This window comes from Chryseobacterium sp., from assembly GCF_022869225.1.
Classification (GTDB): domain Bacteria; phylum Bacteroidota; class Bacteroidia; order Flavobacteriales; family Weeksellaceae; genus Chryseobacterium.
In genome coordinates, this window is record NZ_JALIHL010000001.1 from 4102246 (window position 1) to 4116828 (window position 14583).

The 14583-nt window shown below is 37.2% G+C and carries 11 protein-coding genes and 2 tRNA genes; 9 read left to right on the top strand and 4 right to left on the bottom strand.

Translation table 11 applies throughout. The features are described from left to right. Positions 1 to 13: 13 nt before the first annotated feature. Positions 14 to 829, bottom strand: coding sequence for an AraC family transcriptional regulator (locus MUW56_RS19160; protein ID WP_292014696.1), 816 nt, complete (start codon positions 827 to 829; stop codon positions 14 to 16). A 130-nt stretch (positions 830 to 959) separates the two neighbouring features. Here MUW56_RS19160 and MUW56_RS19165 point away from each other — a divergent pair, with 130 nt between their 5' ends. The 5 genes from MUW56_RS19165 (at position 960) to MUW56_RS19185 (ending at position 5875) form a co-directional block, all read left to right on the top strand. Further along, positions 960 to 2282 (top strand): TolC family protein, encoded by a 1323-nt coding sequence (locus MUW56_RS19165; RefSeq protein WP_292014697.1) that lies wholly within the window; start codon positions 960 to 962, stop codon positions 2280 to 2282. Positions 2283 to 2286: 4 nt separating this feature from the next. Beyond that, positions 2287 to 3351, top strand: a complete 1065-nt coding sequence (locus MUW56_RS19170) for an HlyD family secretion protein (protein WP_292014698.1) — start codon at positions 2287 to 2289, stop codon at positions 3349 to 3351. After that, positions 3338 to 4933 (top strand): beta-carotene 15,15'-monooxygenase, encoded by a 1596-nt coding sequence (locus MUW56_RS19175; protein ID WP_292015446.1) that lies wholly within the window; start codon positions 3338 to 3340, stop codon positions 4931 to 4933. Before MUW56_RS19170 ends, MUW56_RS19175 begins: the two co-directional genes overlap by 14 nt. Positions 4934 to 5326: 393 nt before the next feature. Continuing rightward, positions 5327 to 5402 (top strand) — tRNA-Lys (locus MUW56_RS19180). A 400-nt stretch (positions 5403 to 5802) separates the two neighbouring features. Then, a tRNA-Lys gene (locus tag MUW56_RS19185) sits at positions 5803 to 5875 on the top strand. Between the two features lie 71 nt (positions 5876 to 5946). Here MUW56_RS19185 and MUW56_RS19190 read toward each other — a convergent pair. After that, positions 5947 to 6420 carry a GNAT family N-acetyltransferase gene (locus tag MUW56_RS19190; RefSeq protein ID WP_292014699.1) on the bottom strand — a complete coding sequence of 158 codons (474 nt, stop codon included), beginning with the start codon at positions 6418 to 6420 and terminating at the stop codon, positions 5947 to 5949. Between the two features lie 319 nt (positions 6421 to 6739). Here MUW56_RS19190 and MUW56_RS19195 point away from each other — a divergent pair, with 319 nt between their 5' ends. Both MUW56_RS19195 and MUW56_RS19200 read left to right on the top strand, forming a co-directional pair. Then, positions 6740 to 8218, top strand: coding sequence for a hypothetical protein (locus MUW56_RS19195; RefSeq protein ID WP_292014700.1), 1479 nt, complete (start codon positions 6740 to 6742; stop codon positions 8216 to 8218). 165 nt (positions 8219 to 8383) lie between these two features. Beyond that, entirely contained in the window at positions 8384 to 9808 is a 1425-nt protein-coding gene (locus MUW56_RS19200; protein WP_292014701.1) for a hypothetical protein, read from the top strand. 879 nt (positions 9809 to 10687) lie between these two features. Here the strand turns inward: MUW56_RS19200 and MUW56_RS19205 are convergent. Together MUW56_RS19205 and MUW56_RS19210 are read right to left on the bottom strand one after the other, a co-directional pair. Then, a complete protein-coding gene (locus MUW56_RS19205) occupies positions 10688 to 11851 on the bottom strand; it encodes an NAD(P)/FAD-dependent oxidoreductase (protein WP_292014702.1) in 1164 nt (387 codons plus the stop codon). 26 nt (positions 11852 to 11877) lie between these two features. Further along, positions 11878 to 12633, bottom strand: a complete 756-nt coding sequence (locus tag MUW56_RS19210; RefSeq protein WP_292014703.1) for an AraC family transcriptional regulator — start codon at positions 12631 to 12633, stop codon at positions 11878 to 11880. A 307-nt stretch (positions 12634 to 12940) separates the two neighbouring features. On the opposite strand from MUW56_RS19210, the gene MUW56_RS19215 reads away from it, so the two are divergent. Beyond that, positions 12941 to 13522 (top strand): Crp/Fnr family transcriptional regulator, encoded by a 582-nt coding sequence (locus MUW56_RS19215; protein WP_292014704.1) that lies wholly within the window; start codon positions 12941 to 12943, stop codon positions 13520 to 13522. Positions 13523 to 13585: 63 nt separating this feature from the next. Continuing rightward, positions 13586 to 14521, top strand: a complete 936-nt coding sequence (locus tag MUW56_RS19220) for a ketopantoate reductase family protein (RefSeq protein WP_292014705.1) — start codon at positions 13586 to 13588, stop codon at positions 14519 to 14521. Positions 14522 to 14583 lie beyond the last annotated feature (62 nt).

Sequence of the window (14583 nt, forward strand, 5' to 3'; positions counted from 1 at the left end):
TAAAATCATTAGGTTATGAAATTACAGGATTTCGAAACGCCTTGCTGCTTTTTCTAAGATCCGAAGGTCTGGACTGGGTAAACTCGTGAAAGGTATCACTGAACGCGCTGATGGAACTGTAGCCTACATCATCGGCAATTTCATTAATCGATTTATCCGTATTTAAAAGCAGTTCGATAGCTTTGATGATCCTCAATGTTTTCAGGTACTGTAGAAAAGAAATATCCATATCTGCTTTAAAGAGACGGGACATGGAACGCTCACTCAACCCGAATCTTGCGCTTACATTTGCTAAGGTATGTTTCTCTCCGATATTCCATTCCAGGTAAGAGGTGATTTTTTTCATCTGCTTGTTATGGGTGGCTGGAAGAATGATCGGTAAAGGCTGTTGGTGGGTTTTGGGAAGGATCTTTTTTAAGGCCACTAAAAATTCAAAATTCTCATCCTCTGCAGTAATATGCTTTTCATCCCAAATTTCCGTGTATTTAATCATCTGAATCAAAAGTTCTGATGCAGGGTAGATTCCCAACCGGCTATAGAAAGGATCCGAATGATCATCATGGGCATAGAAATAAAGAGAACGCAGTACGGTAGCCGTATGCCCGATCTCTAAAATATGCTCCATTCCCTGAGGAATCCAGAAGAAATGCCTGGCCGGCACTACATAAGTACGGTTATCTATTGTAATATAGGCAATACCGCCTTCTACGTAGCTCAGCTGCCCTTTGGTATGCTTATGAAAAGGAATGAGTTTCTCTGATTTTTCATGCATGACAAACACACTTGTATGGTGTTGGTCTATATGCGGAAGCGTTGCAATAAGTCCCATTTGAAATTGAAATGATATGAAAATACAAATATAATCATTTGGCCGGAATCATGTAAAACTTGACTATTTTAGATAAAAATATTTTCCGGATTGCCAATAAATTTGCACTGCAATAATTCGAAAAATTCAGATGAAAATTTATCTCACCGGGCTGCTGATACTGGGAACAATCTACAATGTTTCGGCTCATAAAGGCAGTCTCAGAAATGATACCATCCGACTCTCCCTAAAAGACGCATGGCAAAGAGCTGAAGAAAACAGCCGTCATATCAGAATCAAAACCATTAACGTAGACATTGCGGAAGCAGAAGTAAAAGATACCAAACGAGAGCGGCTCCCGGAAATAGAAGTCAAAGGTTCAGTAGAAAAAGCCTCCAATATTCCTATTTATGAAAACGGAATATTTTCCAAACCTACCCAACATGAAGTCATTCACACCCTTTACAGAGCCGGAGCAGATTTTTATCTGAATATTTACCAGGGAAACAAACTGAATCTTAAGATCAAAGAAAATCAGACCCTTCAAAAAATCATGGATATCCAGAAAGAGCAGGCCGTTTCCGATATTCACTATAAAACAGCAGCACTTTACCTTGAACTTCAGAAAACTTTAATTTTCAGGAACCTTATTAAGCAGGATATTGCTGATCAGAAAGCACAGCTTAAGGAAATACAGGCTCTTTATAAAAATGGAGTGGTCTTAAAAACGGATGTCTTAAGGGTAGAACTTGAACTTTCCAAACGTAAAATGGCGCTGACGACTATTGAAAATGATATTCTTATTGCCATGCAGAAACTGAATATTATTTTGGGAATTCCTGATGAACAGGTGGTCATCCCCGATGCTCCCTTTAATCAATGGAATGAAAATACAGCCTACAGCGACTATTTGAAACTGGCCCTGGATCACTCTTTCGATTATCATGTTTCCGAACAGCAGACAGAGTTAAGCAAGATCAAACTGAAACAGGTAAAAGCGAATGTAAGTCCTAAAATAGGGCTGTATGGTGAGTTTTATTACGCGAACCCGCAGATTTTCCTTTATCCTTACAATCCGGATTGGTATTCACTGGGAATTGTAGGAGTGAAAGCTTCGTTTTCCCTATCTTCTCTTTACCACAATACTCAAAAGGTAAAGGCTGCAGCACTGGAATTTGAAAAAGAAGAAGAAACGCATAAGGATACGGAAGATAAAGTAAGGCAACAGGTAAAAGAAGCTTATTTGCGGTATCAGGAAGCTCTTGAACAGATCAGGGTAGCCGAAACCAATGTAGCGCAGGCCAAAGAAAATGCAAGGATTACCAAAAATACGTACTTCAGCCAGACCTCTCTGATTACGGATCTGCTGGATGCGGATATACAGCTCCTTCAGACCAAATTTGAACTGGAGGCCGCGAAAATCATGGCACAAAACAATTATTATTTACTACAAAATATAACAGGTACTTTATAAAACAATGAAAAAAAAATATACCCCAACTGACCGGTTGATTACCAAAATTACAGGATGGATCTCAGTGCTTATCGTTGCAGCGCTTGCGGTCTGGGGAGGCTTTACGCTTAAGAATTACTCTGAATATGAACAAACCAACGACGCCCAGGTTCAGGAATATGTAAATCCGATCATTTCAAGGGCAGGCGGGTTTATTGTAGCGGTAAAATTTGAAGAGAACCAGGAAGTGAAAAAAGGAGATACCCTTTTGGTGATTGATAACCGTGAGTATGTTCTTCAGCAGAAGCAAACTCAGGCGGCACTTCAGAAAGCCCGTGCAGAATTAAAAGTTTTGGAAAGCAATACCGGAACCACAGAAAAACAAGCGGCTTCGGCACAGGCGCAGGTCGCTGCCAATAAAGCAAAAGTCTGGAAACAGCAGCTTGATTATAACCGCTATGAGAAGCTTTATAATGAAGAATCTGCTACTAAACAACGGCTTGAAGATGTGAAAGCCACACTGGATGTCAATGAGAACGATTATAAATCTTCCCAGGATACCTATGCGGCTTCTGTATCTAAAATACATGATATCCAGGCCGAAAAAACGGTTGTACAGGCCGAAATTGCAAGACTGGAAGCATTACTGGACCGCCATAAACTGGATGTAAGTTATACAGCTGTTACTGCCGCATATGACGGAAGAATGGGAAGAAGAACAGTTGAAGTGGGCCAAATGATTGAGGCAGGAGAAACGTTAGCATTTATCGTTAATAATGAAACAGATAAATGGGTGGTTGCCAATTATAAAGAAACCCAAATCAAGGATATGCGTATCGGGGACCGCGTAAAGATCATAGCTGATTCTTATCCTGACAGAGAGTTCCGCGGAACCATTATTTCACTTTCGCCGGCAACAGGATCGAGCTTTTCATTACTTCCGCCCGATAATTCTACCGGAAACTATGTGAAAATTGTACAGCGTATTCCTGTGAGAATCAGAATAGATGGGAAGAGGAATGAGATTGACGTCCTGAAAGTAGGGATGAATGTGAATGTATATGCCGATAAAAAACATGCTCATGGCTAGGAAGATTCCGATCTTTAAAAGATGGGCCCCGGAATGGCTCATTAAGATCATCCTTTTTGCGATGACGCTGCCGGGGATCATTATTTTCTTTCTGCCATTAGCCAACATTAGCGCAGCTGCCGGATATTATGGGTGTGAGCCTGCTGATATTCAGTTTGCGGTGGCCCTGTTTTATGCAGGATATGTTGGATTTTACAGTCTGGAAAGAAGATTTTTCAGCTTTCTCGCAGCTAAGGAATATTTTCTGATTTTTACAACGCTACAGATCCTGGCTTGTCTCATCTGTTATTATACCCATGAAATTTATATCCTTTTTCCGGTACGTTTTCTCCAGGGAATGCTGTTTGCAGGGAATGTAAATCTTTCACTCACTTTGATCTTTACACGACTAAGCAGTGAAAGGGGGCGTGAAATCAGTTTTTCGGTATTCTTTGGGATCCTGATCTGTGCTTTACCTTTTAATAACCTGATTACTGCGGATCTCATTGATTCTTATAATTTTAATATCGTTTATAAAACAGCGATCTTTTCGTATCTGCCGGGGCTTATGTTCCTGACCCTTACGATGAGTAATTACAGGCCCCATGCAAGGTTTCCTCTTTATAAACTGGATTGGGAAAGTTTTGTACTCTTTAGTATAATATTGGTACTGGTGGGATATATTACGATTTTTGGACAGGAGTATTACTGGCTGGAAGATCACCGGATTATGGGGAGCGTGATCGGAATTATAGTACTTGGAGGTATTTCTGTATTCCGTCAGAATGCCATTAAAAGGGCTTATATTGATCTGCGTGTTTTCCGGTATAGGAATTTCAGAGTAGGATTGCTGGTTCTTTTCATCATGTATATTTGCCGTTTTACATCGGGGATTACCAATAATTATTTTGCCACAGAACTGCATCTGGATCCTTTTCATATTTCATATATCAATATTTTTAATCTTTCCGGGCTTGTTCTCGGGGTCATTATTGCCTGTTGTATGGTATTGCAGAAAAAAAAGATACAATATATCTGGGTGCCGGGATTCTTAATGCTGCTTTTGTTTCATGCGTTGATGTACTATTCTTTCGATGTTCAGGCTAATGAATTTAACTATTTTATCCCTTTATGTATCCAGGGATTGGGAGTAGGACTGCTCATGGTTCCGACCATTATTTTTATCATTTCATCGGTTCCGGCCTCTATTGGACCTTCGGCAGCTGCAGCTGCATTAGCCATACGGTATCTGGGTTTTTGTATCAGTATAGCCCTGATCAACTTTTATGAACTTTTTGAAAAAAGCCGCCATTACAACGCCTTTCAGGATCATCTGACCGCAGTGGATCCGGCTGTCAAAAACTTTCTTCATCAGCAGGCTGCCAGGCTTATGGCAAAAGGAATGTCTGAAGACCATGCAGTAAAAGCTGCCAATAAGCTATTGATGGGAAGAATGAATATTCAGGATCATGTACGTTTTGCCATGGACTATTATGAAATGATGGCCTGGCTTCTTTCCGCATCTTTGCTGTTGATCCTTCTTTTTCCTTACCTGAACCGTACGGCTCTTTATTTAAAATCCCGAAGACTTTCTCCGGCCTAAATGGTAACAGATCACTGTCATGGCCGGAAGATAGATAAATCCTGAAAAACAATCAAAATACCTATAGTTTAAAACTATATGAGCGGATACCTGTCAATTTTATTATAAGCAAAAGATCTCAATTTCCATCACTTTTGTTTGTCTCTGTATATTCCGGAAAAAAGAAGAGTATACAAGGTATATTTTAAAAATTGACTCCAATAGAAATCACCGCAGATGTATGCAAAAAAAATAATGTATGTAATTAATTTATAAACAGCTGTTTAATGATTACAACGGAAATTTTCTAATAAAAATATCCGGAAAAAGTTGGAGTTAAAGAGGATTTTACTATCTTTGCAGTCCCTAAACAAAGGGGTTTACTTAAAATTGAAAACATTATAAGTAAGGTCCGACTCGGTAGCTCAGCTGGTAGAGCAATACACTTTTAATGTATGGGTCCTGGGTTCGAATCCCAGCCGGGTCACCAAAAGGCATTCTCACAAAAGAATGCCTTTTTTATTATAAATATTCCCGGATAATCCGATATTTTTATGTTTCATCTGTTCAAAGATGGGGTCAGGAAAGCCTTTCATCCCACAGTAGTGGTATATAATTGTATACCCGCATGAAAATTTTCCGGAATATGAAATTTGTTCACCCCATTGATGGTAAGATGTTAGGTTGGCGGTTACTTAATTAATAAACAGAGACTTAAGAAGAAACAGGGAATGATTGAGCCTACAATTATTCTTTTTTCCTCACATCAAATTTGAAATTTCTTGAATAAAAATGTGGAAAAAAGTTGGAGGTAACGGGAAAATTTCTATCTTTGCAGTCCCTTAAACAAAGGGATTTACTTAAAAATGGAAGCATTATAAGTAAAGGCCGACTCGGTAGCTCAGCTGGTAGAGCAATACACTTTTAATGTATGGGTCCTGGGTTCGAATCCCAGCCGGGTCACTACAACGCGATGTAAAGTTTTTTAACTTTTACATCGCGTTTTTTTATATTCGGTTCGATTCCATTTAAAATTAATTTTTGATGTGTCTCATTACAGTATGATGACCAATTTTGTCTGTGGATGTAATCTCTACAAACCCTATTTTCCGGTATAAATTATAGGCTTTATTATTTCCGGGAGTTACTTCTAAGATGATTTCAATATCAATAAATCTGTGATAAGCTTCATGAATGGTAGCTTCAATCAATCCCAAACCTATGCCTTTTCCCTGAAATTCTTTTTTTACATACATCTGATAAATATTTCCGGTGTTATTTTCATTTTTAACAAAAGTGCAGATTCCGGCAAGTTCATCATCTGCAAAAGCTCCGAAGACAAACCTTTCCGGGGTCTGTTCTTCGATATCACTTTCTGTTCTGAATTTTTCGGTCTTAAGGGCTTCTTCATAGCTTGCTCCAAAAGATTCCGGAAATTTTTCAAGACTTTCCAGGCGGATTGTCCGGTACTTTTTACTTTCTCCGGACACAAGTTTTCGGTAGATCATAGTCATAATTGTTGGATTGCTGTTCCTCTTTTAGGTATTTATATACAAATATGTGAATAATTTTTTTCTCTGTAATGACAGATTGTACTTACATAAAATCCGTATTTTTTGATTTTATTGTAATAAATATAATTTCAGGTAATTTTACCGTAAAATATCTAATCTTTTTTAATTGAATACTCAAAAAAATTGATAATTTATGTATATTTATAACACGATTGGTGAAATAAATAATATAGGAAAATATACATATTATCAAAGTATTTTGATAGCTGTGATTAGGTAGGTATTGGAAAAAGACTGCTGATAAAAATTAAATTTGATCATCATTAAAAATAATAAAACATATTCAAAAGGTCTCATTAAAATAATAACCTATACCATTTGCATAGGGTTGTTCTTGCTGATGACATCATGTAACCGTAATTCAAAAGATAAAGAACGGGAAGAGTTTGACGATGCTTTACTGACTCAAAGTTCAGATCTTCAGCATTCCGGTGAATTTGAAGCTTTGTTCCGTCTTAACATTAAATATCTGAAAAAAGCTGCCAAAATGAAGTACAATGCTGGAAAAGGACTTTGTTATCTCAATATGGCAGGATTAAATGTTTCAGCAGGAAATTATGAAAAAGCCCGCTTTTTTTTCAATGAGGCCGAAAAAGACCTTGTAAATTCTGAGAATCCTTATCACAAGGCAACATTCTATGATACTTACAGCGAGTATTACTACCACCTTAAGATCTACAATAAGGCTATAGAGTATAATGGTAAAGCCTTTTATTATCTGAACAAAGCCAAAAAGACAAAACTCAGTAATAAGCTTCTTCCGATATTATACGTTAATAAAGGAGCTTATTACGCACATAAAGGATGGTTGGGAACTTCTCTGAAAAGCTTTACAAAAGCCAATATGCTTGAAAACTCTGCATATACCAACTGTATGCTTGCCCAGTATTATTTATATGTACGTAAACCTGATTCTGCAGGAATATACATTGCCAGGGCGGATGAAAAAATGCTGAGCCATAAAACCTCTGATGTGGAATCCCTTTGGGTCTATTATACCATGGGATATTATTATAATGAAGTTAATAACAGTGAGGAAGCAGAAAAGGATCTTAAAAAGGCCCTGGAGATCAATATCAAAACAAGACGTACCTATTCATCACATATCAAAGGTGTTTATAAATCTCTGGCAGAGCTGTATAAAAAAAAGAATGATGGTGGAAAAGCCTATTTTTATCTGAAAAAATATATGGAAGAAGAGGCCAGGTTTGATGCTGCACGGTTTGCTGCGATGAATAAATCTACGGAAGATTTTATTTCGGAAGTAAAGAAAGAATCAGATTGGCGTAAAAATGATCTGCCGCTGCTTATTGCTTTATCTATTAGCGTTCTTACTATTTCAGGAGTATATGTACGGAAGTTTATCAATTTGTTAAAGATAAGGAAGAAAACTTTAAGTGAGGAAAGAGATGAGCTGAAAAGCCGTGTTTATAACAGAAAACTGGAAGAGCTTATGGAACTGGCCAGAAAGAATGATTCTTCTTTTTTTTTGAAATTCAAAGAATTATACCCGGATTTTATCAAGGCACTTCTGAAGATTAATCCTGACCTTGAAAATTCAGAACTGGCTTTCTGCGCAATGTTGAAATTCCGTTTTTCATCCAAAGAAATTGCAGATTATACCTTTGTACAGCATAAATCTGTTCAGCAGAAAAAATACAGGATCAGGAAAAGACTTAATATTCCGGGAGAAACAGACCTCTATGATTTTTTTGAAAATTTAAAAGAATAAGGGAAATAACTACAATAAAAACAGGCGGATTCTGTTTTATGAAAAGATTGATTAGGGGCGCGCCGGTTACAGTATAAAATTAAAGAAAATATAATGCTGTTAACGGCAAAAGATCACTTAATAAATCCTGATTTATACAGAAAATTTCATCTAAATAAAGAACATATGATACGTATTTTTCTTGTTGTTCTGCTTATTATTTTAGTTTCATGTCATTCTCAGTCGAAAGAAGAGAATGAAAAAAAATTTGATGTTTCTTTATTCAGACAAAATGAAAAGTTCAGGCTGGCAGGAGAATATGACTCTTTGGTTAATCTCAACAAAAGGTATTATAAACAGGCAGATGAAATGAATTACAAAGATGGAAAGGCCCTGTGCTACATCAATCTGGCAGAGGTGAATATTTTGTTGGAAAATTTTCAGAAATCTCAAATCTTTTTTGACAATGCAAAAGAAATTCTGGATAATTCGAAAGACAATATCCATAAAGCCCGGTTTTACAATGTTTACGGGCGTTTCAATTTAGAACTCCGAAGGATTGATAAAGCTTTGCAATACAATAATGAAGCAATGGGCTATATACGGAAAAGCGGTAATTCTGAGTTCAAAAAAGATCTTCTTTTCAATATTTATTTCAGACAGGGGCACTACCTTATTGACAAAAAGCAGTATAACGCAGCATTGGAATACTTTCATAAAGCTAAAAAGTTTGACGATACAGGGCTTGCGGATTGTATTATCAGTGATGGCATCTATATGCATAAAAATATGGACTCCGCTTATAAATATATAAACATTGCTTATCACAAAGTCAATCAGAGAGGGAAAGATGACGGAATAGCACTCTATGTCAATACCATTATGGGAGAATACTATATGGCAGATAAGCAATATGGCAAGGCCGAAGAAGCCTTTATGAAAGCTTTGAAAATCAATGAGAAAACAAAACGTATCTATGCCTATTACGGAAAATATATCTATAACGATCTGAGGATGCTGTACGAGCGTACGGGAAATAAGGAAAAAGCCTATTTTTATCTGAAGGCATATACGGATGCCTTTTATAAAACCAATACATCTTTACTGGCAACGATCAATCAGGATATGGAGGCTTTTATTGCGAATGCCAAAAAAGATTCCGAAAGGCACAAAAACAATATTAAATGGTTGATTTTGTTGTCCTTAGCGGGGATTGCGCTGTTGGGAATATATTCCTGGAGGATTATCAGCAATTTGAGAAAGAGGAAAAAAGTTCTAAGAATGGAAGCAGAGAACCTGAAAATCCGAATGAATGACAAAAAGCAGGAAGAAATTATAGGACTGGGCAGAAGCAATGATCCCGATTTTTTGAACCGTTTTAAAGAAGTTTATCCGGAATTTATAAGCAGGCTGTTAGCAATTAACCCCAGTCTTGAAAGCTCCGAACTGGTTTTTTGTGCTATGCTGAAACTACATTTTACCTCGAAAGAAATTGCAAACTATACTCTCGTTCAGCACAGAACGGTTCAACAGAAAAAATACAGGATAAGAAAAAAACTGAACATTCCGGGAGAAACAGATATCTATCATTTTTTTGATACCCTACAATAAAAAACTGTCTGATTCATTACGTCAGACAGTACTCGAAATATTCTACTTTTCACCACTCATCTTTTTCGTGGTCTCTTTATTCAAATTTGAAATTTTTTAATGAAAACAAGAAAAAAAAGTATACTACATGCGTACTACAATTTGTCTTTTTATTTTTAAATAATTGATATTTAGTTGATTAAATTTATTTTTAATTTTATCTGCCTGCTTTCACAGCCGTAGTCAATAATTCTAAAACTTGGGCTTTTTTTAGTGGATCTATCTAACAGGCCTTAATTATTAATAAACTTTTGTATACCATTTTTACTGTTATTTTTTATTTGTACCTACTAATTTGTATAAAATGGTTTTATTATTTGAAGCTACTCTTTAATAAGATTGTTTTTTATAATTTGCTGTTAATTAATACATTGTGATAATGATGTATCTGTGTAGTAGGATGTTTTTTTTTGTTTTTACATTGAAAATATATAACCTTGCAAAAGTTTTCAATCGCTGATCACTTCCAAGAATGTAGATCTTTATTTAAACTGATCTGTGTTTTAAATAATGTGAAAAATTTTCATCAGGCATTTCTGCAAAAGTTTAGGAAAGACTGAGCGTATTGCAGAAGTGAAAAAATTAAAGATAAAGCTGATTACAAAATATACACAGCAGACGGAAGGCTGGTCCGGGAGGGAAAACTTGACAGACAAAAAATCAATGTTCATTAATTAAAGGGCTGTATACGGTTACGATAAAAGATGATAAAAATATCTATAACACAAAGTTGATCAAAAAATAACATGAATGAATCTCCGAAACAGGATCTAACGGGGAGAAAGAATATTTATTTTAAGAGGGAAAAGCTGTCTCAGAATTGAGACAGCCTTTTTTATATTATGAAGCCAGAGGACCATTAAAAAAGTCCAGCATTGTGGCTAATGACTTTTCAGAATGCATTTTCTCACCGTTTTCAAGAGATTCCCGGGTAGCTTCGGCTGCCCGTTTACGCATATTGAGTTCATATGCAGCAATGGCATCCTGAAGGGTAGGGCAGCTGCTATCTGTTAAGTACTCGCTCAATTCCAGGGCATCCAGCATGGCCATATTAGCTCCTTCTCCTGCAAAGGGAGGCATTACATGGGCAGCATCACCCAGCAAAGTGAGATTAGGCAATGTTTCCCAGGTCTGATCCAAAGGCATATAATAGATAGGACGGGGAATAAATGGATCATGAGCATTTTCAAATAATTCGTACCAGATTGTACTCCATTCAGGGTACTGGCTTTTAAACCACTGAAGAACCTGGATATTATCGGAAAAATCCAAGCCGCTGTTGGCAGCCCATTTTTCACCGGCTTTGAAAGTGGCATAAAATCCAAGGTCGCCATTGCCCTTCTGGCCGATCAATATATTTTTAGTATTTCCAAAAGCCATTATTTTTCCACCGCCGATCAATGCATCAATATGAGGGGCTGCTTCTTTTGAAACATTCCCTTCAAGCATGATCACTCCTGAATATACCGGTTGGGTAGCTGTGAGATAAGGGCGGATTTTGGAATTTGCTCCGTCTGAAGCGATAACCAGGTCTGCATAAGCCGATGTGCCGTTTTTGAAATGCAGCAGCCAGCCTTCATTTTGGCGTTCCATTGAAATGAAGTGGGAATCCCAGACTACGGTTTCAGGCAGTAAAGATTCCAGTAACATATTTCTCAGCGGACCGCGGTCTATTTCGGGACGAAAATCTGCTGCGCCGAAATCATCCTCAGGTTTTGTCTCATGATCGCTATAGAAGATTTCTGCCTGATCATTGAGAATAAGCGTTTTATCAGCGCCGGGGCGGAAAACCTTTTTAAATGCTTCCAGCAACCCGGCCTTACGTATGGCTGCAAGCCCCGAATCTTCATGCATATCGAGAGGAGATCCCTGTACCCGTGCATCTTTATTTACATCCCTTTCATATACTTTTACATTGGTATTTTTCAATTGTAAAAGTCTTGCCAGTGTAAGCCCGGCCGGACCTCCACCAACGATTGCTATTGATTTATTTTCTATCAGCATTTTAATATACATTTTACAAGGCAAATTTATTTTCCTTTCAACACTGATAATAGTACAAATCGGTCGTTTTTGTTTTTTGATAATTCTTTGGGGGCAACCCCTGAAAATTTTTTTACTTCCTTGATGAAATGGTTTTGATCCGTATAATTGAGCTCAGGAAACAGCTTTCCCTGTGCAATATGTTCCAATGAGGCTCTGAAGCGCAGAATAGTAGAGTAGGCCTTCAATGATAATCCCAATTGTCTGGTAAAATACCGGTTGATCTGCCGGCTGCTCCAGCCCGCTTTTTCAGAAAGTTCTTTTACACTCATTTCACCCTTCGACTCATAAATAAGTTCAAAAAGATGACGCTTTCTTTCATCCATTTTCCGGGGAAGCAGTTCTTTTATTTTTTGAACTGCTTTTTTACAGCAGAGGTCAAAATTGGATAGGTCTTCAGTTTTAAAATTCCAAAAATCGGTGGGAAGCTCTTTTCCGGTATTTAATAAATCAGCAATGGACGTCCTCAGAATATATTCAGCAGCAAGGGGTTTAAAACTGACGATAAAGGCAAGAGTATGAGGGTGTATATATCTTTGCTCAGGATACGTTTCAAGCCCGAGAAGCGTGACATGAAAAGGTTCGGAAGGGGATTGGGAAAAAAACAAATCAATTCTTCCGTCGGGAATGATAACAACTTCTTTGGGATGATCGGATTGATTATGAAAAGTCCCCAGATTTTCTACAAAATCAGCAATAGCCCCGTCGGGTTGTATGAAATTATAATAAAAGTCATTGTCCATAATTTATTATACTTAAGCTTTCAATGAAGAAAGGTACGAAAAATGGGGTATTGATGGATAAAATCTGTTTCAACATGTACCCGTATAAAATGTATCTCAGATCAGAGGAACAAAATAGGTTATCTGTCAATAAATGAATATGAAACCATAAAGTAAAACCGGACGAGCAGTTTACCGGATGGTCTTAATTCATTTTAAACTCTCTAAAGTGTTTTTTAAAATAAAACTTTTGGGTTAAAATAAATGCTTAATAAGTATTATTTTTGCTTTATGCGGATACCGAAAAATGTTCGTATTGACTTATTTAATGGACAAATCATCAATCAACAATTATTTTCATTCCTTATTCAGCATCCAGGATGAGGTGGTTGAAAAGATTACAGAAACGTTCACTCCTTTCGGACTGAAGGCGAATGCTGTTTTACTGGATCAGAACACCATCAGTACCAAGACCTATTTTTTGGAGAAAGGATATGTCCGTTCCTATATCTTGAACGAAGATCATGAGGAAATCACTACGAATATTTATGCAGCTCCCTGTTTTGTCAATGATTTTTTATCATTTTTCAGACAGCAGCCCACCAAAGAAATATATCAGACCGTTACTGATTGTACTTTCTGGGAAACCGGGTTAGAGAACGTACAGCATAATTTTCATAACATTCCGGAATTCAGAGAGTTCAGCAGACTTCTGTTTGTTCTCAATTATTACAATATTCATGACCGGCTGATTGAAATGGCAAGCCAGAAAGCTTCCACGAGGTATTTTAACCTGATGAAGAAGGATCCTGATATTTTTCAGTATGTTCCGTTGAAAATCATTGCTTCTTATCTGGGAATGAAAGACAGTTCATTAAGCAGGATCAGAAGAGATATTCATAAAATCTGATTTCTTTTCATTTGTCAAGTGATACTTCAGGTTCTATCACTGATATTTGCTAAAAAATAATTCATGAATAAAAAACATATCGTCGTTGTTGGATTAGGAGGTGTAGGTGGTTATTTTGGATTTAAAATAAATCAGGCCAATGAAGCTTCCGGAAAATATAAAATCTCTTTCGTTGCCAGAGGGGAAACTTATGAGAACGTAAAGGAAAACGGATTGGTCTTACTTTCCCCGGAACATCCTAACGACAGAACGCATCCTGACGCTGTTGAGCAAAACATCAGTGACATACAGGATCCTGATCTGGTTCTGATCTGTGTAAAGGAATATGACCTGGAGAACGTATGCAGGCAGCTCAAAGAAGTGATCAATACCCATACTGTACTGCTTCCGATGATGAACGGAGCAGACATCTATGACAGAATAAGAAAAATAGTTCCCGGTCATGTTGTTCTTCCAACCTGTATTTATGTTGCGTCTCATATTAAAGAGAGAGGAACTGTTGAGCATAAAGGAAAGGCCGGAAAAATGATCGTTGGGAGAGATCCCCGGCATTTCTCCGGTGATGTGGAATGGATCATCGATGTATTGAGAGAAAGCAACATTGATTTTGATTTTAAAGACAATTCTTTAACTGATATCTGGACTAAATTTTTCTTTATCGCAAGCTTTGGAATGGTTACGGCAAAACATAATTCTTCCATAGGGACTGTATGTACAGATGAAGAGCAGAAGAATGAAGCCTCTGAAATCATGAAAGAAATAAAGAGGATCGCAGATAAAAAAGAGATTCATCTGCAGGATGATATCATTGGGGCAACTTTTGAAAAAGCAGCCGCCTTTCCTTTTGAGACACCAACATCTTTACAGCTGGACATCCATTCAGGAAAGAAAGACAACGAGCTGGAATTATTTGCCGGAGCCATCTTACAATATGGAGCTGAGCTTGGGATACGTACTCCATTTACTCAGAAAATATACAGCGAGATTAAATTAAGATAGGTTTTGGCTAAAGCCAGAGAAAGATTTATAAGAAGGGTTTACTCCTGAGTGAAAGTACAGGG

Excerpts from the sequence above, each read along its gene's own strand:
- MUW56_RS19160 (WP_292014696.1), bottom strand. The coding sequence starts at position 829 with ATGGGACTTATTGCAACGCTTCCGCATATAGACCAACACCATACAAGT.
- MUW56_RS19165 (WP_292014697.1), top strand. The coding sequence starts at position 960 with ATGAAAATTTATCTCACCGGGCTGCTGATACTGGGAACAATCTACAAT.
- MUW56_RS19170 (WP_292014698.1), top strand. The coding sequence starts at position 2,287 with ATGAAAAAAAAATATACCCCAACTGACCGGTTGATTACCAAAATTACA.
- MUW56_RS19175 (WP_292015446.1), top strand. The coding sequence starts at position 3,338 with ATGCTCATGGCTAGGAAGATTCCGATCTTTAAAAGATGGGCCCCGGAA.
- MUW56_RS19190 (WP_292014699.1), bottom strand. The coding sequence starts at position 6,420 with ATGATCTACCGAAAACTTGTGTCCGGAGAAAGTAAAAAGTACCGGACA.
- MUW56_RS19200 (WP_292014701.1), top strand. The coding sequence starts at position 8,384 with ATGATACGTATTTTTCTTGTTGTTCTGCTTATTATTTTAGTTTCATGT.
- MUW56_RS19205 (WP_292014702.1), bottom strand. The coding sequence starts at position 11,851 with ATGCTGATAGAAAATAAATCAATAGCAATCGTTGGTGGAGGTCCGGCC.
- MUW56_RS19210 (WP_292014703.1), bottom strand. The coding sequence starts at position 12,633 with ATGGACAATGACTTTTATTATAATTTCATACAACCCGACGGGGCTATT.
- MUW56_RS19215 (WP_292014704.1), top strand. The coding sequence starts at position 12,941 with ATGGACAAATCATCAATCAACAATTATTTTCATTCCTTATTCAGCATC.
- MUW56_RS19220 (WP_292014705.1), top strand. The coding sequence starts at position 13,586 with ATGAATAAAAAACATATCGTCGTTGTTGGATTAGGAGGTGTAGGTGGT.